Genomic DNA, 20,414 nt, shown 5'->3' with positions numbered 1-20,414 from the left:
CCTACTTTCAGGACAGCATCACCGTCAGTAGGCAGAGCGTTTCCTCCGCCTGCGCCGTTATTGCAAACTCCAGGTGTTCGTGGATCACAATGAGCTGCCCTGTCACAAGTTCATCCAGCCGTCCGAGCGTTTCCACACTCACAGCCCCCTGCAGCACCTGCACGCTCAACACACCGGCAACGTCCATACTGCCCGGCTCAATTACCGCACCGTGGTGCAGTGCCAGCAGCGTAACGGTCAATGCCGTTGTTTTAAACAGCGTCATCGCATTCCGGTCGTTCTGCTGCCAGCTGTCCTCCCGAAGCAGGCGTGCAGTGTATTCCGGAATATCAATCGGCACCACGCGGTCGTCAAGCACCCGTTCCCCCTCGGGGCGTTTGTGGGTGGGGTTATTCTTCCTGAAATCCATACACGGCTATGATTTCTTTTTCTTTGGCACCTTCGCCCCCGCTTCCCGCGCTTCCGAAAGCCCGATGGCCACAGCCTGTTTTTTCGATGTTACTTTCTTTCCACTGCCCGATTTCAGTTTACCTTCCTTCATTTCGTGCACGGCCTTTTCGACCTTCTCGCCCGCTTTTTTTGAATACTTTGCCATGGTGTTGTTAGTTATGTTTACGAAAATGCATGCGGCTCCGGTTCTTAACCATCCGCAGGCAAACGGTAAACAACTAAAAGCAGTTTAGGTTTTAGCCACCCGGCCCATGGCAGTCCGCCCGAGGTTCTCCGCTGGATAAAAGCCGTAGTAACAGCCTTCGTCAGTTACGGGCTACCTGGCGCTGGTCCAGCGCCTCGATGGATGCAATGCTGATTCCTGCAAAGCAATCGTCCATGCAGTTTTCCGCAACACCCCCCGCCACGGAAATCAAGCCATTGTTGGCCGCTTCGAAAGACATCGTACGGACGTCCTCCGGGTTTTTCAGCCACTCGCGGACTTCGTCATAGATTTCATCCAGCGTACGCAATGCCGCGGCGGGCGAATGCGTATGCGCCCCGGCACCCAACTGACTGTCCCGCTCCGTCCATTGCAATACCTCCAGAAAGGAAATCCCCTCCCGTTCGGCAAATTTATCGGCGGTTGTATTCAGTGCTGACAGTATCTCGTCCGCTTCAGCTGACGTCCATCCCGTCTCCGGCATCCATACGTTGTTAAAGCGGGCAAACTGAAAATCGCGCGCGGTCACGACGCCATTTTCGACGGTGATGGTCGTCTCCCACCGCGAACCCGCCCAGGACATGCCCGTTACGACATACCGGTAACTGTCGGCGGAAGACGCCTTGAATTCCAGCCATTTCTCATGGCTTCGGTTAAATGCATTTTCGTATTCGAAATTTTCTTTCTCACAGGCCGAAAAAACAGTGGCGGTAATCAGGAGGAGCAGGATAAGGTTTGTATTCATGGTTTGGCTTTTACAGGTTAACGTAACCGGGGCTGAAATTGCTACAGCGCCGCCCAACCCTGCGTTTCCTGCTAGGATCGCAAACAAATCGGCATGGTAGCAGCCGGCTATGCGGGGTGTTTCCGCCAGCTGTTGTTTTATTGCGAAAGTATTGGGTTAGCGTGCCCGGCGTATTCGCTTAGCGATGTAAGCTGCTGTGGACGGGTATTGCCGGGTTACCTGATGATCAGCGCTGCTCGATCTCCTTAACGGAAAGCTTGGTATACTTGGCGATCTGTGCCACAGGGATTCCGCCCTTCTTCATTTCTTGCGCGATTGCAATGACTTCCTCTCGTTTCCCTTCCAGCTTGCCCTCCAGCTTACCTTCTCGCCTTTCCTGCCGTTTTACGGTTTCGATAATTCCCATGTCAGAGCTTTTCAATTTCCTTGATGGTAAGCTTGGTAAACTTAACAATCTGTGCCACAGGGATTCCGTCCTTCTTCATTTCTCGCGCGATTGCAATGGCTTCCTCTCGTCTCCCTTCCAGCTTACCCTCCAACTTACCTTCCAGCTTGCCTTCCAACTTACCTTCTCGCCTTTCCTGCCGTTTTACAGTCTCGATAATTCCCATGTTGATTGTTCCTCCTGTTAATTCTTCCACTTGTTGATCAAACTTAGAAAAGTTTGCCCGACTAAGCAAGCTTTTCGATCTCTCATCGGCCTATAAAAAGCAGCTTGACCGATGAAATTACGATTAATTTCAGCACTCCCGACAAAAACAAAGTTCTTTAAGAACACCAAAAAACTCAAAATCCGGTCGTGGTGATAGTCATGCGCCAATAACGCCTTTGCGATCATCAGCCGCTCCCGCCCAAGCACCTCATCGGAAACCTTTCCTTCCAGCAGTGCCTTCTGGCAGGCAAGCACCACCAGTGCAAATGGATTGTCCATGGCCATCAGTTCATCTTCCGGATGGTCAAAAATATGATATGTGCGGTAACGGAAACTCACCGTGGTATCCAGTACCTGGCTCCAGTATTCCCCCGGCCGCCGTTGGTTCCGGTCTCCGATGAACACCGCAATCGTAGCCACGGGAATCGCGTATCGGTCCCAAATGCGGTAATTATACTGGTAAATGCGCCGCGCAAACGTTTCTCTGCTTCCGGCCTCTATTTCGGTATTGAGTAAAATATACTTTTCTTCCCCGCTTTTGAGGTAAATTTTAACCAGCAGATCCGCCACCCGTTTATCCCTGGACCGCTCGCGACTGGGGATAATGGCATGAAGCTCCTTGTCCATAAACACAAGGTCGCGGCCAAAATCAAACAGCTCATCCGCATTGTGGTACAGGAAACGCAGAAAATCCACAAAATGCTCCTCAAAAGCACCCTTAAGCAATTCATCATTTTTCCTCCGGGGAGGTTTCCGGACCGGGTTAGGTTTATTAGGCATGAGGCAAACATACCAAACAAAAACTAAATATACTAATTTTTTTAGCTAATTTATACTTACCTGGGTGTAGTATGGAACGTGAATGTCACTTGAATGGTCATGCCAACAAACCGGACAGTAGGAGCACCGACTTAACGGTTATTTAACCCCATTCCCTTGCAAGAGCGCACGATAAATACTAATCTTGTATAAACTCCCGGACGGGAGCCGTTAAGGAATACCCGATGAAAATACGCTTTACACTTTTAACCGCATGCCTGCTGCTGATGCAGGCTACCCTGGTTGCCACCGTTACGGATACGCCTGTCCTCAGCCGGGGCGACCTGGTGGTGTGCGGCGACGACAAGATCCATGTCTACGACGGTGATGCGGCACGTGCCGGCGAAGCCAGGCTCACCTGGTCGTGGCAGGCCAGCGAGGCCAGGGGCCAGCTGCCCGAAGCTTATTTCGACATGCTCCGCTCGCTGGACGACTGTAAGCCCGTACAGGGCAACACCCAGCTGCTCGTCACCTCCTCATCCGGTGCCACGCTGCTGCTGGATATTGCCACCAAACGGGTGCTGTTTTATGCCCGTACGCCGATGGCCCACTCGGCCGATCTACTGCCGGGAGGTTTCATCGCCGTGGCCAACTCCACGCACGCCGCGGGCAACAGCCTGGAGCTCTATGATGCACGTACGCCCGAAAAAGTAGTTTATAAAGATACACTGTATTCCGGCCACGGGGCCGTATGGGTGGCCGATCGCAAGGAATTTTTCGCTCTCGGTTTCGACAGCCTGCTGGTGTACCGGCAAAGTGTGGATGATCCGGACCCCGCACTGAAGAAAGTACGTGCCTATCCCCTGCCCGATGACGGCGGGCATGAGCTATCACCTACCGCATCCGGCCAGCTGCTGGTCAGCACCCACCACCACGTGTGGCTGGCCGATATGGAGACCGGCCGGTTTACCCCGTTTGAGCCACTGAAAGACCGCGAAAACATCAAATCGGCCAATTACGACGCCACCACCGGCGCACTGATCTATACCGTTGCCGAGGAAAGCTGGTGGACACACCACGTGTATGGCGTAAACCCCGATTTCCGCATCGAGGTGCCCGATATGAAAGCGTATAAAGTCCGCGTAGTGCAGTAACCGTACGCCGGTGCCGGGCCTATTGTCTTGGCATCCTAACAAAAAAACCCCGCCAACAGCGGGGTTTATCTTTTCCGAATCGGGTGATATTAATTCACCGGTTCAATATTGCCGGCCTCATCAATGGTGATTTCAACATCTCCATTGCGTGATTCCAGTTCGAAATGGTAATAATTACCATCGGGCGTTTCCACAAAGTCAATGTCATCAACCGTGTAAGCGCCATATTCAGAGGTTGCCAGTGCATCCAATACCGCATCAGGCACCTCATTGAGCCGGACATCCGTTTCCGTGCGAACCCAGGTGCCATCATTGGCAAAATCAGCGTCCCGCCGGATATTACCATCCAGCAGTTCCACCGTGATGCGGTTATCGTCGGTTTCCACGTCAATGATCCGATGCTCGGGGTACCGTTCGTTCAGCAGCTGCGTTACCGCGTCAGGCAGCACCACCGGCAGGTAGTCGTTGTCGTTATTATTGTCCGGAAACGCTTTCACGAGTGTGCCGTCCGCCAGGTAATAAAGGTCATACTCGGCATTGCCGCGCTCCACCTCCAGTACATAAAGCGACTCCCGGCCGTTGCGTTCCACAAAATCAACATCGTCTACCGTCCATGCGGCAAAATCACCACCTTCATGCGCCGTGCGCACGGCTTCGGGAAGATCCGCATAGGCCAGTTCCGTCTCGGTGAGCTGCCATGCACCCGCCCGGTCAAACCACGCCTCCTTCTCCATGCCGCCATCGCGGAACTCCGCCACCCGGTACTCCCCTTCGGCTTCCCATTCCACATCCGTTGCATCAGGGTACAGCTGCGCGAAAACCTGGTCGGGCTGTTGGGTCGGCTCCACGGTATCGTCATTGCAACCGGTTAGCAAGGCCCCCACCAATGCAGGAACCACTAAAATACGTTTCATTGTTACCATAATCTCTCCTTTCAATTTATGCCTTTATTTCAGCAAAATTGAAGCCAAAATCGCATCGGCGCATCCCACATGAATACCTGCGGGTCCGTTTTAGCGCTATCGGCCAAAAGGATTACGGCTACACCTGCGGTTCCAGTACCCGTTTACGGCGCCCGTCTTTGGCCGGCTTTTTCTTCTTCATCTTATTCAGCCAGATCAGCGTGCCCGTAATGGGCAGTGAGGTAGCCACGAGGCAGGCAAAGAAGTAGAGCAGTTTGGTAAATTGCCCGTATACGTCGCCGATGTGGAGCGCCTTAATGGAACCGGCCACCCGTTCGTTGAACGGCTTATCCCGGAACCGGGTCACCTCCTGCACCGATGCCGTTGCGATATCCAGCTTCAGCTGGTCGCCCGCAGCCGGGGCAAAAAAACCAGTCCGGTTCTTGCTCAAGCTTAACTCCTTACTATCCCCTGCCGGCAGGGTTACCCGGTAGTCGCCGCTATACGGCAACGCCTGATCGGCCGCAGCCAGGTAGGTTTCCAGCGAAAGCCTTGGAACCGCTTCCACCACCGCCTCCTGAGCCTCCGGCGCCTGCTGCCGGTCCGCACCCGGTGCGCCCGCCCCGCGCTCACGTCCACCGCCGGCCTGCGGCCCGTTTCCGCCGCGACCGCCCCCGCCTGGGGCTTCCTTATACGTGCCCAGCGACTTCTGCAGTCCTTCCCGGTACCACGGAAACGACCATTGCGGGCCGGTAACCCCCATCAGGAACAGGAAAATCAGCGAGTAGAACGCCAGCGTATTATGCAGGTCGTGGTTAATACGTTTCCATCCGCCGGACCATTTGATTTTCAGGCCGTGGCGCCACGAACGCAGTTTCTGCGGAAACCAGATCACCATCCCCGTAATCACCCCCAGGGTAAACAGGATGGTAGCCGCTCCCGTAATGTAGCTTCCCAGTTTCCGGTTCGGCAGTTCGCCGAAAATCGGCTCCTCAATCTTATCCAGCAGCAGCCAGCGGTGCAGGCTGAAGAGAAATCCCATAAACTTGGCCGTACCGGTTTCCTCCTTGGAGGTGCCCAGTATCGCGCCCGTATAGGGGTTCAGGTAGTAAACGGTCCCGAACCGGCTGTTATCACCCTCGGTACGCACGCTGTACTGAAACGAACGCTTCGGGTTTGCCGGAATCACCACCGCGCTCACGGTGCCTTCCGAAACCTGCGCCACCATGCCGGCCAGCGAGTCGGCCGGCAGGCGCTGCCCGCCATCGGGCACATCTACCCGGTGCAGGTGCGAAGCCGCCATTTCGCGCAGTTCGGTATTGTATGTATAGATCGTACCGCTGAGGCACACCACCACTACTACGATGCCGCTGGCCAGGCCCAGCCACAGGTGCACGTCATTAAATGCTTTCCGGATTTTTTGCCAGGTTCCCGGGCGGCGTTTACGGCCCGCAGTACTCGATGATCCCATACGTTCAGCTAAATTTTAAGTTTTTTACTATTCCTATTGATTTATTTTTACTTTTGCTGCGAAAATAAGAATTTAGACTAATTCTTAATAGTAAAAGGAATAAAAAAATTTAATTCCCCGCATTTGATCGATGAAACACTACTACGTTCTCCTGTTATTATGCTGCAGCGCTTCGCTCTCCCTCGCCCAAACCGGCACACTTTCCGGCACCGTCCGTCTCGCTGACGGCACCCCCGTGGAGGCCGCCTCCGTCTACGTAGAACAGCTTGGCAAAGGGGCCGTTACCGATGCGCGGGGGGGTTACCGGCTAAGCGGCCTGCCGCAGGGCACTTACCGCGTGGTGGTATCGTCACTGGAGATTCGGGAGACCGTCGTGCGTGTCCGTATCCGGGATGCGGCCGAAACCCTCAACATCACCGCCGAAGCCACCGACCAGACCCAGCTCGACGAAGTGTCCGTTGCCACAAAGACCGTCAAACGGGAGATTGAGACCGAAGGGTTTGCCGTCAACGTGATCGAAACCGAAGAAGCTTCGCTGCGCAACCTGCAGACCAACGAACTCCTCGACCGGACGGTAGGCGTGCGGGTCCGCCAGAGCGGCGGCCTGGGTTCCGAAGTGCAATACAACCTCAACGGGATGACCGGCAGGTCGGTCGGCATATTCATCGACGGGATCGAGATTTCAACGTACGGCTCCTCGTTCAACCTGAACAACATCCCGCCGGCGATGATCGACCGCATCGAAGTATACAAGGGCGTACTGCCCGCCCACCTCTCCGGCGACCTGCTGGGCGGGGCCATCAACATCGTGCTGAAAAAAGGAAATATCCAAAACAACATCACCGCTTCGGTTTCCTATGGCTCATTCAACACGCTGCAATCGGACCTCAGCGCCAATTACCGTCAGGCCAAAAACGGATTTACCGTAAAAGCCTCCGGTTTTTACACCTCCACCGACAACGATTACGAGCAGTGGGGCAAATTCTCCAAATACATCCAGCCCAATGGCATCGTCACGCGGAACTACCGGACCACCCGTTTTTTTGATGGGTACAACACCCTCGGCGGGCGTGTCGAACTCGGCTTTACCAACGTCAACTGGGCGGATGCCTTCCTGGTCGGGTACAACATATCCGATTCCTACAAGGAAATCCAGCACGGGCAAACCATGGGCACGCCGTACATGGGCCGCACCTCCGAAGCCCAGGCCCATGTGCTGAGCCTGAACTACAGCAAAAAGGACCTGTTCACCCCCGGCCTGAACCTCACGGTCAACGGCGTGCACAGTTACCGGAACACCTATATCCAGGATACCGTTCCCTGGGCTTACAACTGGGACGGCAACATCCGGATGGACCTGAACGGCAATCCCATACGCCGGTTGGGCAACGCGCAGCAGGGGTCGAGGCCAACCATGACGGATATCGACCGGCAGATCACCAACATCCGGTCCAACATCAGCTATGACATCGTTGCCGGGCACCGCCTATCCGTCAATCACATTTATTACACCATTGACCGGAAAGACGACGATTTGCTGAACCCCGTCGGCTCCGGAGCACTTAAGAATACCAATGACCTGTCCAAAAACGTGGTGTCATTTAACTACGAGGCACAGGTACTGGACAGTAAACTAAAAACCAACCTATTTGCCAAAATCTACCAACAGTCGTTAACTAGCACTACCTATAACGGATCGAGCGTAAACGGCGAAGTGGTAGTCAACAAAAACGTAGTGCGTGACAACCGGTCGAACACCGGCTTCGGCCTTGCCGCGGCATACTCGCTATTCCCCCGGATCGTCCTGATTACCTCGGCCGAACGGGCGATCCGCATGCCAGGCGACGACGAAATATTCGGCAGCCCCGACCAGAACATCCTGTCCAGCCCGTCGCTGAAACCCGAGCGGAGCGACAACTACAACGCGGGCTTCCGGCTGGGTACCTTCGAGTTCGACCAGCATAAATTCTCCGTGTCCACCAACGTATTCTGGCGCAACATCAAGGACCGGATCATGCCGCGCACCAACGAGCTGCTCAACAACCAGGAAATCGAAGAAACCCAGTACATCAACCTCGGCCTGGCCCAGTCACTGGGTTTCGAGGGCGAGCTGGCATACACCTACCGGAACAACCTGACGCTGATGGCCAACTTTTCCAAATTCAACTCCCTGTTCAAGCAGGAGTTTGACCCGGCTTCGGGCCAGCGGATGACCTACTACAACACCCAGATTCCCAATGAGCCGTTCTTTACCATCAACGGAAGCGTGCACTACCGGCTTAACAACCTCATCCAGCAGGCATCCGAGTTAAACCTGTTTTACACGCTGGGCTATGTCCACCCCTTCCGCACCGTATGGCCGGAGTCCGAGTGGTTTATTACCCCGGCCCAGTACGCGCAGAACATCGGGGCCAGCTACACCTTCCCCCAGCGGCGGATCGTTACCAGCCTCGATGTTAAAAACGTATTCAATGCCGAAATCTATGACAACTTCGGCGTGCAGAAACCCGGGCGGGCCTTTTACCTGAAACTTACGTATCTCATCAATAATTTCTAAATGTAAATACTTAATTAACATGAAAGTACATCCGATCAAAACCGCTTTACTGGGCGTCGCAGTAACGTCCCTCACACTGGCTGGCTGCAGCAAAAATGACGGCCCGGGCACCACGCCCCCCGATAACGAAGGCCGGTGGATCACCGTATCCGGTGCACTGATGGACGAAGAGGCCGGCGACGGCAACGGCGGCACCATGGTATACAGCGTAACCACCGCACAAGCCAAGGACCCGAACGTGTCCATCAATGTTTTTGACCAAGGGATGCACATCAAATCACAGCGTACCGCACGTTTGCAGGCTTCCGCCGACGGAAATTTCCTGTATAACATCCAGTACGTGGGCGATGACGGCGGTATTTTCAACAAATACAGCGTACACGGGAAAAAAGATTTCCGTCCGGACGGCCCTGAAGTGGAAACCGCTACCTACGTCAGCACCTCGCCCCGCTGGCTGAAAGCCGCCGAAGGCATCGGTGTAGCCGTGCGGGCAACCGCCAACGATGCCGTGTACCAAGGCACCAACCCGAATTTCGTCTTCCAGCACATCACCGCTAAGACAGATGCCATTACCCTCGACCTCAACGACCCGAAAATCACGCAGACTGCGTCCTTTGAACTTGCACTTTCCGCCGAGGAACAAGCGGCCGGATACTACGTATCCCGCATTGACGTACCGGTAATCAACAAAGCCGGCAACAAGGTATTCATCGGCGCGGCCATCAGCAAGGTCGATCCGGCCCGTTTCACCCTCGAAGACGGCAAACCCGTTTTCGCTACCGACAGAACGAGCCCCAAAGCCTGGGCAAAAACCCTGGTACTGGATTACCCTTCGCTGACCAACCCGCAGCTTATCACCTCTACCCAAACCCGCGCCAACACCAACGGCTACCGCAGCACCATGCAATACGTGGGCACGGACGGCCACGTATACCAGGCCACTTCGGGTGAAGCCGTAGGCGACGGTGGTTCCAAGATCCTTCGGATCAGCTCCGCAACCAACGATTACGACAACAGCTACGTATTTAGCCTGGATCAGGCACTGGGGCTGACCAACACGTACATTGAAACCTGGAAATATGCCGGTAACGGTATCGGTTTTGTGGTTTACAGCCTGGTGAATGCTGCCGGCGAACGCACCGGCGGTTACATTGCCCGGGTAGACCTCAATGCCAAAACAGCAACCAAATACGACCTTCCGAACGAAGCTAACCTGAACTTCCGCCAGATTCAGAACCTGACCATCGAAGGCGACGAAGTTTACGTGGCAGTGGCCCCTGTCGGCCAGGACGGTAACATTTACATTTTCGACAGCAAAACCGGCGAAATGACCGTAGGTGCCAAACTGGTTAACAAAACCGGCAACCAATACATCGGCGTTTATTAGCAGACCGCCGTCACTACATAAAAAAGGCCGCCCCGGATTAAGGGCGGCCTTTTTTATGTCCACCTGCATGGCGTAAACCCCGTGCAGTGGTTATCCGTACCTACAATAGTCCGCCCACCCCGCCGAAGCGGTAATTCAGGCCAAGCTCATGGGTTGTGTTGCCCACCCTTCGGTTCTGTGGCTCGTTGCCCGGGTTAAACTGGTAGCTATAACCCACCCCGAAGCCGCCGAAATGGAACTCCGCCATGCCCGCAAGGTCACCGTAAGTCCGTACGTTCATTCCGAGGCCGAATATCTCTTTCACGAAGAACATGGCCTGCACGTCTGCCTGCGGACGGAGGTTCCCCGCATACGTCACCAGCAGTGCCGGGCGGAAGTTAAAGTCGGCACCCAGGCCGAAAAGCGCACCCGCCGATAGGTGATACTGGTTGCGGAAGTTGTAACGGCTGTCGCCCGTAACACCCAGGTTGCCCAGCATCAGCCGCGGAAGAGACAGCCCCACGTAGTACCGGCTCGGCCGGTAAAGCATCACACCGAAACCGACCAACGCATCCGTCTCGGTGATGTCCTCCCGGAAGGCCGGGTCCGCCGGGTCCAGCTGGGAGAACCGACCATCGTGGTAGGCAATCCCCGCATTCAGCGACAGCCCAACGTACTCGCTCTCCGAGATTCTGATCCCCTTGGCGAAGAATGCGCTGGCCTCCGTCAGTTTCTCCACCGCCAGCCGCTCGTGGCGGATATTGACACCCGCCGTAGCGCCGAAACTTCCAAAGCCCATATGTCCGCTTCCCCAGAATGCCGTTGGCGCCCCGTCAATGCCTACCCACTGCCGCCGGCCGACAACCGCCACTTCCCCCTCCATGTGCAGCAGGCTTGCCGCAGGGTTCAGTGACGTGCGCAGCTGCCCGTGCTGTGTGTAAGTGAGGGGCTGCTGTGCGTGCAGGGTTAAGACCGAAGCGGCCGCCAATACCGTGGTCAATAAAAAATTTTTCATTCTTTGTTATATCGAATCAATAGCTCTTTTCTTTTTCCGCTTGGGCCCGTGCAAGGCATGCCTCACTAAACCGAGCCAATCCGTTACCGTTTACCGTCAATACCGCAGCACGAAATAGCCCTTCCGGTGTGCCCAGCGGCCGTTTATCTTCACTTCCACGATGTAGAAGTACGTACCCGCCGGTGCGTTATGCCCGCCCGTGAAGGTGCCCCTGAACGCGACGTCGCCGTTGTCGTAGCCACTAGCCTCCCATACGATGGTACCGTTTCGGTTAATGAGCGTCACGCGGTTCTCGGGGAAATCCTTTATTCCCTCAATCATCAGGAACTCGTTTATGCCATCCCCGTTCGGCGATACCGCAGGGTGCACCCGCACCACAAAGCCCGACGACGGGTCAACCACCCGGATCGTTACCGTAACCGGTTCCGCCGCTTCGTAATTGCCGTCGCCCGCCTGCGTGGCCGTAATCCGGACGGTGCCCATCCGGTGAATGTTGAGCGTGCTGCCGTCCAGCGTTGCCACCTGTTCATCGTCCAGCGCCAGGCTGACCGGCAAGCCGCTGGAAGCCAATACATCCAACTGGATGCTGCCTGCATCGCGGTTCACCTCCGCCGGGGCGTTGAAGCTGATCGACTGTACAGCTTTGCTTACCACCAGCGTGCGGGCAGCTTCCGGCCTGTTGCTGAAGTTGCCGTTCGCCGGCACCGTGGCCGTGATCGTTGTTTCACCCGCGCCCGTAAGCGTAATCAGTCCGTCTCCGGTGATGTCCGCCACCGCCGGGTTGCTGCTGGTGTAGGTCACCTCTTCCCCGCTGCTCGACGTGGCTCCCGCACGGAAATCATCGTCCCCGAAAACCTTGTTGCTAATGGCCGGGAAATCCAGCGTACGGACCGCTGGGGCAATCACCAGGCGTGCATTAAGCGTCAGGTCGTCATATCCTTCCAGTTCAATGCGTGCGGTTACCGTGTATGTACCGGCATCAGCCGCCGTATTGCCCGCCATTGGTTCACCGCCATCACGCTGAATGGTATAGCGCACCCTTGCCGAAGCCGGCAGGTGCTGCACCGCCAGTGCATGTGGCTGGCCATCGTAAGTTACCGTAGTAGGCGCCAACGTTACGCCGGCCAATGACCCTTGCTCCACCGTCACCGCGATGGATGCCCGGATGTTATCCGGATTGGACGTGCCATCCTCCGGCACCACCGTTCCCGTAAACGAATACGTTGCCGGCACTGTGGCGTTATATACCGGTGCGCCAGCGTCCCAGTTAACGGTCCACGACCGGGCATCGCCATTTTCCAGGAAAACCGTTGCAGTTTCGGGCAAGGGCAGGTTGGCCAGCGGCGTGCCATAGTCGACGGTAATGGGTTCAAACGGACCGATACGGTCCAGCTTCCAGTATTCCGTCTGTGCCGTTCCTGCTGGGGATACCTGTGTACCGCCCGCCGCATCCACGGCCACCAGCCGGAAATGGTATGGCGTACCCGCCTCCAGTCCATCGAGGGTTACCGAAGTCTGCTCACCTACCACAAGAGGATCCATTCCCGGCACCAGTGCCGTGAAATCGGCCGTGGTGGCTACTTCAATGTGATAGGCTGCCGCACCGGCAACCGGCGGCCACGTTAGCGTAAATCCCTGCTGGGTAATCGCGGACACGTCGGGTGTTTCCGGCGCCATAATGTAGCCCACCGTAGTAGGATCTGCCAGCGTGATTGCATGCAGCGGCTGGTTATCCAGTGTCGCCTGCACGAACCGCTCGTCTATATCGCGTACGCTGGCAACCGGCCGGAACGGTGCGTCGGCCGCCGGTTGCACGAAAACCCAGAGGTTTGCTTCTTCATGGCCGATTGCGTCCGTCTGGCGGTACCGGATGCGGATGGTTCCCGAAAAAGGAACAGGCGCAGCAAACCGGTATACCTGCGGCAAAGAGGTGCCCGGCCCGATGGTTACCGCCGTGGCACTTCGCGACAGGCGGTTCTGTACCACCGGCAGGGGATTCCCCGCGGCCGGCCGGAAAGCCAGGCCCTCCGAAGAGAACCATTCGTTGGGTCGTATGGATAGGCCTTCATTTCCTGCACTGACCTGTGCCAATGCTTCCGGCGGGGCCAGCCAAACGAGCAGCGCGACCGCGGCAAGAGCCCACAGTCGTCGGTGCAGTGTCCGGAGTCGATTATTCATCATCGCGCCCTCCGTTAGTCAATCGCTACACCAGCACTGGCATAACCTTGTAAGGTGTTCACCAGCGAAAGGCCAGCAGCCGTGGCTGAGTACACCAGCAACAGCCGCGACCCGGCAGTGACGGGGATGGATAGGCCTGTGGTTATGCCGTCGGCTGTAGTCCCCATGGCTAAAACTCCGGTAAAGGCAGGCGCCAATGTCACCACAGCACCCGGCACCGGATAAAACATATTATCTGGCGTCGAGCTTTGGTACAGTTGCGCCGTCACCGTAACAGTACTGCCAATGAGCGATTGCGCCAATGTCGTGCTAAAGAAGGCCGACAGCGAGGTGATGGTCCCGTCCCGTGGTACGGAAAAGGCCATGTTCAGGTTTGTCCCACTCGCACCGGTCAAATCGATACCTCCGCCGAAATTCTGTATACCCGATGCGGAATTTCCGAAACCGAGCGCGGCGGATGTGCCAGAAAGCCCTCCCAATATGGTCGTCATCGTGACGGGGACACCCGAGGCAAACGGGATGATGGCTCCACCCCCTGCAGTGCCCGCAGGCCCCACAGGCCCGGTATCACCTTTGGCAGCCACCAATGCATAATCCGGACTGGTGCCCGGAATGCCGGTAGGCGCGGCAACACTCACCGTATAAGTCGATCCATTGTACGAAACAGGTTGCCCTTCAAGATAGGTTGGCGCAGTTCCCGCATCGAAAACCACCAGGTTGAATAAGCCCCCCTGTGGCCCAACGGGGCCCGCTGGGCCGGCTGGACCCACGGGACCTGGATCACCCTGAAGTCCTTGAATGCCGGGGTCTCCCTGTACTCCCTGTGGGCCGATGGGACCGACCGGGCCCTGCAAACCGGGGTCACCCTGTAATCCCTGGAGACCGGCTGGACCAACGGGGCCAACCGGGCCCGGTAGTCCGGTGCTGCCCGGTGCTCCCTGCGGACCGACGGGGCCTGCCGGACCCACGGGACCGGCCACACCCTGCAAACCCTGTGCAGCGATCAGGGTATATGACGCGCTGCTGCCGGGCGTTCCCGCAGGTGCGTCAGCGTTAACAATGTATGTCGACCCGTCGTGCGTCACCACCTGCCCCGCTTCGTAGCCTGCCGCCTCGCCGGCGTCAAATACAACCGTGTTGGTGAATGGATTTTCGCCGGTTCCGAGCCGTTGCCAAGTACCACCGGAAAAATAATAAAACCCCGGTGCGGCATCGGTTTGATAGATCAGCAGACCCTCCGCCGGCGACGCGGGCCGATTGGCTTCCGTCATCCGGGGGATCAATAGCCCCTTACTGTCTGAACGTATTTCCAGTTGGGCGGATTCGTGCGGTATCTCGACACCGACACCTACTTGCGCCTGTAAAGTTAATGGAGCGCTGAATGCACACAGGCCCAGCAGCATTAATAGTAACTGTTTATTCATATTGGCAGATGATAAATGGTAATTAAGGTTAAATCATTAGGCCGATTAAAGTGCGAATATAGATAATGTTGTTAATTTACACTAAAGCCGGTTGGATATTTTCTATTTCACTATTTTCACCAACTATTCACATAACTCATAATCAGACAATTATAATTAATCGTCCGCAGCCGGCCGCCATTCATTTCATTCACCGCAAACATCACGGCAATAATGGGCTTCTGCCGCTAACCGCCAATAGCTTAATACTAACCAACCCGCAAAAATTTAACTAGCTTTGTAACACATATAAAAAACAAGACTATGAAAGCCCTTCTGTTCACTCCCCTCATCAGCGCGGTTATCCTGTTCAGTGCCTGCCACACCAAAAAAGCGGCTACCGCGGAAACCGACAGCATCACCGGCAAGAAATGGCAACTCATCGAACTTGGCGGCAAGCCGGTTGCGGCAACCATCAACGGTAAAGTACCCTTTATCCAGTTTGACGAAGCCGACCAGCGTTACTCCGCTTCGGCGGGCTGCAACGGGCTCGGTGGCACCTTTACGCTATCCGGCAACGGGCAACTCAAATTTACGCAGGGCATGTCCACCATGATGGCGTGCGACCATATGGAAATCGAAAACGGGTTTAAAAGCATGCTGGAGGAAGTGGATAACTATACCATCAGCGGCAATACACTATCGTTGAACAAGGCCCGCATGGCACCCCTGGCACGCTTTGAACTGGTGGCCGACGAATCAGCCGACCTTAACGACGCCCAGGAGGTGGATTATATCCCGCGCCGCTTTTGACGAGCCGGTATCAAAAAAATTCCAGACCTCCTTGGCTCATCCATTCACTTAGCAACCTGCTGTAAACAAGGCCTTTCAAACATACTATCTGATTTACTCATTGTATTGAGTAAACAAAAAACCAGCTTATTTAGACGCAACCGTATCCACCAGGGTACCTTTTGGAACGCAATGGGCCAAAAGACTGGAACACAAGAACCCAACACAAAAAAACTCAAAAAAATTTTGTGAAACCAAATAGTTGCACTTATATTTGCAACCACATGTTTGCACTATGGAAATAAGACGAGATATCTTTCAGGCGATTGCAGACCCCACGAGGCGGGGCATTATTGCCCTGATTGCCTTACAGGCCATGACACCCAATTCACTTGCGGCACATTTTGATACCACCCGGCAAGCAGTATCAAAACACCTGCGCATTCTGACCGAGTGCGAACTGGTCACTCAAAAACAAAAAGGCAGGGAAATCTATTATCAACTTGAATTAAACAAAATGAAAGAAATAGATAACTGGCTTGCGCAGTTCCGCAAAATTTGGGAAGACCGCTTCGATAACCTCGATCAACTATTGGCAAAAATGCAAAAGAAGTAACCGATGGAAAACACAGCTAACAGGGAACTGAAAATGACAAGAACGGTAAAAGCGCCGATCGATCTTGTTTGGAAAGCCTGGACGGAACCCGAATACATAGCGCAATGGTGGCCACTCATTGAAGGAATTTCTGGAAAAACAATAGCGTTATGAAAAAGCACCCACTCGTTGACTTTACCGTCGACACAGCAAACCGCACCATCCGCATCAAACGTGAATTTGATGCCGACCTTTCACTGGTTTGGCAGGCATGGACAACCGCGGAATTATTGGACCAATGGTGCGCTCCAAACCCGTACCGGACAGCAACAAAAACATTGGATTTCCGTGAAGGCGGCCGTTGGCATTACGCGATAGTAAGCCCCGAAGGGAAAAAACATTGGAGCAGGTACGATTACAAAAAAATAGAACCCCAAAAAAGCATTACGGAATTGCGGGCGTTCAGCGATGAAAACGGAAAGATCGATCCGGATTTCCCCCGCACCGAATGCACGCTGCTGTTCAGCGAAACGGACGGCAAAACATGCGTAACCATGACAGAGAAATACAGCAGCCCCGAAATGTTTGAAAAGATGGCTACAACCAGCCACCAAAAAGGGTTTTCATCACACCTTAAGAACCTGGACGGATTATTACTGACACTAAAAAACAACTGACATGAACAGCAATCTCCTATTCGATTTTACCATCGACAAAGCAAACAACACCATCCGCATCAAGCGCGAATTTAACGCCGACCTCTCATCGGTCTGGCAAGCATGGACAACCGCCGAATTATTAGACCAATGGTGGGGCCCCAAACCCTGGCGGGCAGAAACCAAGACCCTGGATTTCCGTGAAGGCGGCTATTGGCTCTATGCCATGGTAAGTCCCGAAGGGGAAAGGCATTACGCAAAAACCAATTTTCTATCCATCGTCACCGAAAAATCATTTGCTTCGCGGGGCGGGTCCAGCGATGAAAACGGCACCATGACGTCAATGCTCCCCCAGAATCTTTGGGAAAACAACTTTATCCCGCAGGAAACGAACGTGCTCGTTGACATGCTGCTCACCTACGATTCCCTGGCCGACCTCGAAAAGGAAATCGAAATGGGCTTTAAAGAAGGGATGACGATCGATTTCCAGCAACTGGACGACTTACTGGCCACCTTAAAAAAATAACGTAAAGCGGTACATCCCCGTTCCTCCCTTCCTGCGCGCTCTGCGGCTATTCAGTTCTGCGCCATACATCGGCCTCAAAACAGGTAACCTGCACGGCTTCGCCCTCGCGCAGCAGAAAAGTAAGCGGGAACGTACCTTCCGCATCCAGGAAAAAAGTATCCGACCGGGGCGTAAAGGCAATTTCTTTATCGTCCCACAGCTGTTTCAATATCAACCCGTTGGCTGACGGCCGGATCGCAATCTCAAAGCTATTGTCGTCTCTCGTTAAGCGATACGTCCCTTCAAACCCTTTGAGCTGTGCAGCCGATAGCGTTTTGACGGTATAGGGGTTAAACCCGACTTTTACCGTCAGGATATTTCCCAACAGCATCGCCTGTGTAAACCGGCCGGAACCGTCTTTCAGGAATTCCACCTCATGGCCCTCACTCTTCGTTTTAAAATGGGTTTCATCAACCCGGACAAGCTGATACTCTTTGTTCTGCCAATGGGCAAAAAGCGCATCGTCCTTTAGCTCAAATTGCACAAACGAGGCTTTGTCTGGCGCCTGGTAAAACCCCACGAACGTTTCCAGCGGTACCGCTGCCACGTGCTGGCCTGCTAAGGGTCCGGCAACACCTGCCCGGGCAGGCGTAAGCGCAAAACCGTTTGAAATAAGGACGCTGCCGAATAAAATGCCACCGATAACCCCTCGGATTCCGGTGGCAACTGCTGATTGGAATGCATTCATTGTGCTCATCATTTAATTTTTTTATGATGCAATGATAGCGCTCCGGCTACCGGAAACCGTCCGGATGGATACAACCGAACCACATGGCGGTCAATCCGCCCCGGTATTTGCCTGAATGTATTCCTTCGGCGTGAGGTTCGTTATTTTTTTAAAGGTCGTGTAAAAAGTCGTTTTGGAGTTGAAGCCCGCGCGGACTGCGATACCCAGCATATCCAACCGCCTGGCATCTTCCGATAATAGCAGTGATTTGGCTTCTTCCGTCCGCAGTTCGTTGATAAACTGATAAAAATTCTTCCCCACCCCGTTATTAAGCACATAAGACAGTTCATGCGTGCCAATGCCTATCCGCTCCGAAAGCACCGAAAGCGTCAGGCCTGGGTCCAGGTATAGCTTTTCATCGGTCGTCCTTCGCATCACGATGTTCTTCAGCTCTTCCACCTGTTCCAGGGTCAGCCGTTCATTCCGCACCTTTTTGGATGCCATTCCGTCCTTTTCCGCAACCCGGTAGGCTTCAATCGCATAAATTGATTTCTGCCTGAGCGTTGAATAGGCCAGCAGAATGATCCCCAGAAAATAGAGGAAGGGTGCATAATGCGTTACCTGCATGTTGGCCATGCTCAGCATACGGATCAGTATCAGGAACAACATCGAAATCAACAGGTACCTCAGCCACTCCAGGTCTATTTTATCGGTAAACGAAGCCACCTGTTTTATATTCCTTTGGTGCCGCCGAAGCAGCACGAAACAGGCGCCCCAATAATAAACCATCTGGACAAAGAAAAAATAGCGTACGATAAATGCCACCCACGAAGGTAAAACCGGCAGGTGGTCCCTTTTATTAAGCAGCACGGGCATTAAGTATACCAGCGAAAACAGCAGGAAAAGCAGCACAGGCACAAAATGGAGCGGCCAGCCCTTTTTAGGTAATGAAGGCGATGCGTAATGCCGTACCGCCATATACAGGCAGGGCAGCATGGCCCATGTGGGCAGTTCAAGCAGGTGCCGCAGCAATTCGCTGCCAACGTTAAACTCCTCCAGTGAAACCCGGGTAAACGTACAGGCTAAAATAAAATAAAATAGGCTAAGCCAGCGATCGGCACTTGCATTTACCCGGTTAATGCCGAGCAAAGACAGTGACCCAAGCAGCCATAAGGCCCCTCCGGAAAAAGCATAAAAAATAGCTACTGCGTTTATATCAGCCATTTGGTAAGTTGCGCTGTTCCCAAATGTACTACAATTGTCCGAAACTCCCGGCTTGCCGCCCGCCGACCGCTGCCGGGTAAAACCTTACCCCCGGCCCCACCACACGCTAAACTCGCGGGAATGCGATTTGCTGGTATAGAAAACACGGTCGTTATAGGGTGGTTTCAGCACAATGCGGTAATGCCGCTGCTCCGGGTGTACATGACCAATCGCCGCCCGGTTGATCACCACACCATGGCGGATATTGAAAAAATCATCCCCCTCCAGCGCCTGCGCAATTTCCCGGACCGTATCCACTTCTACGGTAGTGCCGCCATCCAGCCGGTATCCGATGGTCTGCTTATCTTCCGACACAAAGAAAGCAATGGTATCCGCCAGCTCCGTTATTGCCCGATCATACGCGGCGGTTTCCGGCCGGGATGCGTCAGTAGGCGCACCCGAAACCAATCCGCTGTCTGATACCGTCCTACCCTGCTGCCGCAGCCCCATTATCCATAACAGGTTAAATAATGCCACAAACAGCAGCATCAACGGAAATTTGTAATAAAAATAATTCGCAATCTGAGGGATGCAGTTTAAGCACGCCAAAAAAATCAGCTGCCAGCCCAGCGCCAGCATACCCGGAATCCCAATACCCAGCAACAGCTGGCAAAGCAGTCGCTGGTACCTCGGCCGGCGCCAGGGCAACGCCATATCCAGCCAGTGTGTAATCATGATTACAGCCAACATCAGCAGCCACGCGCAGCATACGCTGCTTACCAGTGACTTCCAGAATGTACTCAGCCCGATCAGTTTACTAAAGGCGATCCGCGTGTCATAGATAGGTATCAACAAGCCTACAAAAACGCCTGTTAAGCCAATAATCCACCATGCTACACTGCTGACTTTAGGAATTTTAGGTTGTTGCACACCCGGGTCCGCCGTATTTACCGGTTCTTCCATGTGCGTTACCAATTGGTTAATGGTAATCTAAGGTACGCATTCTGCGGATAATACCAAAGCTAAATCGATATCCCATGCAAAAAACAGGCCGTCGGACAGCCAGCAATGGCAACGCACCT

General features: G+C 54.4%; 22 protein-coding genes. 8 read left to right on the top strand and 14 right to left on the bottom strand.

What is annotated here, in order from left to right; genetic code table 11:
• Positions 1 to 7: 7 nt before the first annotated feature.
• From NEV57_RS13045 to NEV57_RS13020, 6 genes are all read right to left on the bottom strand, one after another.
• A complete protein-coding gene (locus tag NEV57_RS13045; protein ID WP_257658777.1) occupies positions 8 to 409 on the bottom strand; it encodes a cupin domain-containing protein in 402 nt (133 codons plus the stop codon).
• A 6-nt stretch (positions 410 to 415) separates the two neighbouring features.
• Positions 416 to 595, bottom strand: a complete 180-nt coding sequence (locus NEV57_RS13040; protein WP_257658776.1) for a DUF6496 domain-containing protein — start codon at positions 593 to 595, stop codon at positions 416 to 418.
• A 160-nt stretch (positions 596 to 755) separates the two neighbouring features.
• Positions 756 to 1,397 carry a hypothetical protein gene (locus NEV57_RS13035; RefSeq protein ID WP_257658775.1) on the bottom strand — a complete coding sequence of 214 codons (642 nt, stop codon included), beginning with the start codon at positions 1,395 to 1,397 and terminating at the stop codon, positions 756 to 758.
• Positions 1,398 to 1,623: 226 nt separating this feature from the next.
• On the bottom strand, positions 1,624 to 1,803 hold the full coding sequence (locus NEV57_RS13030) for a hypothetical protein (protein ID WP_257658774.1): 180 nt from the start codon (positions 1,801 to 1,803) through the stop codon (positions 1,624 to 1,626).
• A gap of 1 nt (position 1,804) precedes the next feature.
• Positions 1,805 to 2,008: a hypothetical protein gene (locus NEV57_RS13025; RefSeq protein ID WP_257658773.1), complete on the bottom strand. Its 204-nt coding sequence runs from the start codon at positions 2,006 to 2,008 to the stop codon at positions 1,805 to 1,807.
• Positions 2,009 to 2,025: 17 nt separating this feature from the next.
• Positions 2,026 to 2,829 (bottom strand): hypothetical protein, encoded by an 804-nt coding sequence (locus NEV57_RS13020; protein WP_257658772.1) that lies wholly within the window; start codon positions 2,827 to 2,829, stop codon positions 2,026 to 2,028.
• A 224-nt stretch (positions 2,830 to 3,053) separates the two neighbouring features.
• Here NEV57_RS13020 and NEV57_RS13015 point away from each other — a divergent pair, with 224 nt between their 5' ends.
• Positions 3,054 to 3,962, top strand: coding sequence for a DUF6528 family protein (locus NEV57_RS13015; protein WP_257658771.1), 909 nt, complete (start codon positions 3,054 to 3,056; stop codon positions 3,960 to 3,962).
• Positions 3,963 to 4,051: 89 nt separating this feature from the next.
• Here NEV57_RS13015 and NEV57_RS13010 read toward each other — a convergent pair whose 3' ends face one another.
• On the bottom strand, positions 4,052 to 4,876 hold the full coding sequence (locus tag NEV57_RS13010) for a PepSY-like domain-containing protein (RefSeq protein WP_257658770.1): 825 nt from the start codon (positions 4,874 to 4,876) through the stop codon (positions 4,052 to 4,054).
• 127 nt (positions 4,877 to 5,003) lie between these two features.
• On the bottom strand, positions 5,004 to 6,335 hold the full coding sequence (locus tag NEV57_RS13005; RefSeq protein ID WP_257658769.1) for a PepSY-associated TM helix domain-containing protein: 1,332 nt from the start codon (positions 6,333 to 6,335) through the stop codon (positions 5,004 to 5,006).
• A gap of 130 nt (positions 6,336 to 6,465) precedes the next feature.
• Here NEV57_RS13005 and NEV57_RS13000 point away from each other — a divergent pair, with 130 nt between their 5' ends.
• Together NEV57_RS13000 and NEV57_RS12995 are read left to right on the top strand one after the other, a co-directional pair.
• Positions 6,466 to 8,892, top strand: coding sequence for a TonB-dependent receptor (locus tag NEV57_RS13000; protein WP_257658768.1), 2,427 nt, complete (start codon positions 6,466 to 6,468; stop codon positions 8,890 to 8,892).
• 19 nt (positions 8,893 to 8,911) lie between these two features.
• Positions 8,912 to 10,279 carry a DUF4374 domain-containing protein gene (locus tag NEV57_RS12995; protein ID WP_257658767.1) on the top strand — a complete coding sequence of 456 codons (1,368 nt, stop codon included), beginning with the start codon at positions 8,912 to 8,914 and terminating at the stop codon, positions 10,277 to 10,279.
• Between the two features lie 100 nt (positions 10,280 to 10,379).
• Here NEV57_RS12995 and NEV57_RS12990 read toward each other — a convergent pair whose 3' ends face one another.
• From NEV57_RS12990 to NEV57_RS15740, 3 genes are all read right to left on the bottom strand, one after another.
• Positions 10,380 to 11,273: a PorP/SprF family type IX secretion system membrane protein gene (locus NEV57_RS12990; protein WP_257658766.1), complete on the bottom strand. Its 894-nt coding sequence runs from the start codon at positions 11,271 to 11,273 to the stop codon at positions 10,380 to 10,382.
• A 96-nt stretch (positions 11,274 to 11,369) separates the two neighbouring features.
• Positions 11,370 to 13,454, bottom strand: a complete 2,085-nt coding sequence (locus tag NEV57_RS12985; RefSeq protein ID WP_257658765.1) for a T9SS type B sorting domain-containing protein — start codon at positions 13,452 to 13,454, stop codon at positions 11,370 to 11,372.
• A gap of 11 nt (positions 13,455 to 13,465) precedes the next feature.
• A complete protein-coding gene (locus NEV57_RS15740) occupies positions 13,466 to 14,875 on the bottom strand; it encodes an exosporium glycoprotein BclB-related protein (protein WP_307876447.1) in 1,410 nt (469 codons plus the stop codon).
• 303 nt (positions 14,876 to 15,178) lie between these two features.
• On the opposite strand from NEV57_RS15740, the gene NEV57_RS12975 reads away from it, so the two are divergent.
• The 5 genes from NEV57_RS12975 to NEV57_RS12960 all read left to right on the top strand — a co-directional run bounded on the left by NEV57_RS12975 (position 15,179) and on the right by NEV57_RS12960 (position 17,423).
• Positions 15,179 to 15,667, top strand: a complete 489-nt coding sequence (locus NEV57_RS12975; RefSeq protein ID WP_257658764.1) for an META domain-containing protein — start codon at positions 15,179 to 15,181, stop codon at positions 15,665 to 15,667.
• Positions 15,668 to 15,941: 274 nt separating this feature from the next.
• Positions 15,942 to 16,262, top strand: coding sequence for an ArsR/SmtB family transcription factor (locus NEV57_RS12970; RefSeq protein ID WP_257658763.1), 321 nt, complete (start codon positions 15,942 to 15,944; stop codon positions 16,260 to 16,262).
• Positions 16,263 to 16,265: 3 nt separating this feature from the next.
• Positions 16,266 to 16,415 carry an SRPBCC family protein gene (locus NEV57_RS15815; RefSeq protein ID WP_372340079.1) on the top strand — a complete coding sequence of 50 codons (150 nt, stop codon included), beginning with the start codon at positions 16,266 to 16,268 and terminating at the stop codon, positions 16,413 to 16,415.
• Positions 16,412 to 16,918 (top strand): SRPBCC family protein, encoded by a 507-nt coding sequence (locus NEV57_RS12965; RefSeq protein ID WP_257658762.1) that lies wholly within the window; start codon positions 16,412 to 16,414, stop codon positions 16,916 to 16,918. The genes NEV57_RS15815 and NEV57_RS12965 overlap by 4 nt, the downstream gene beginning before the upstream one ends.
• Before the next feature lies 1 nt (position 16,919).
• Positions 16,920 to 17,423 (top strand): SRPBCC family protein, encoded by a 504-nt coding sequence (locus NEV57_RS12960; protein WP_257658761.1) that lies wholly within the window; start codon positions 16,920 to 16,922, stop codon positions 17,421 to 17,423.
• A gap of 46 nt (positions 17,424 to 17,469) precedes the next feature.
• On the opposite strand, the gene NEV57_RS12955 is transcribed toward NEV57_RS12960, so the two are convergent.
• The 3 genes from NEV57_RS12955 to NEV57_RS12945 form a co-directional block, all read right to left on the bottom strand.
• Positions 17,470 to 18,162 carry a hypothetical protein gene (locus NEV57_RS12955; RefSeq protein ID WP_257658760.1) on the bottom strand — a complete coding sequence of 231 codons (693 nt, stop codon included), beginning with the start codon at positions 18,160 to 18,162 and terminating at the stop codon, positions 17,470 to 17,472.
• 78 nt (positions 18,163 to 18,240) lie between these two features.
• A complete protein-coding gene (locus NEV57_RS12950; protein WP_257658759.1) occupies positions 18,241 to 19,353 on the bottom strand; it encodes a helix-turn-helix domain-containing protein in 1,113 nt (370 codons plus the stop codon).
• Between the two features lie 84 nt (positions 19,354 to 19,437).
• Positions 19,438 to 20,295, bottom strand: coding sequence for a hypothetical protein (locus tag NEV57_RS12945; protein WP_257658758.1), 858 nt, complete (start codon positions 20,293 to 20,295; stop codon positions 19,438 to 19,440).
• Between the last annotated feature and the right edge of the window lie 119 nt (positions 20,296 to 20,414).

It is taken from the genome of Parapedobacter lycopersici (genome assembly GCF_024643285.1).
Lineage (GTDB): Bacteria > Bacteroidota > Bacteroidia > Sphingobacteriales > Sphingobacteriaceae > Parapedobacter > Parapedobacter lycopersici.
The sequence above is the reverse complement of the archived record's forward strand: the minus strand, read 5'-3'. Positions and strand labels throughout refer to the sequence as shown.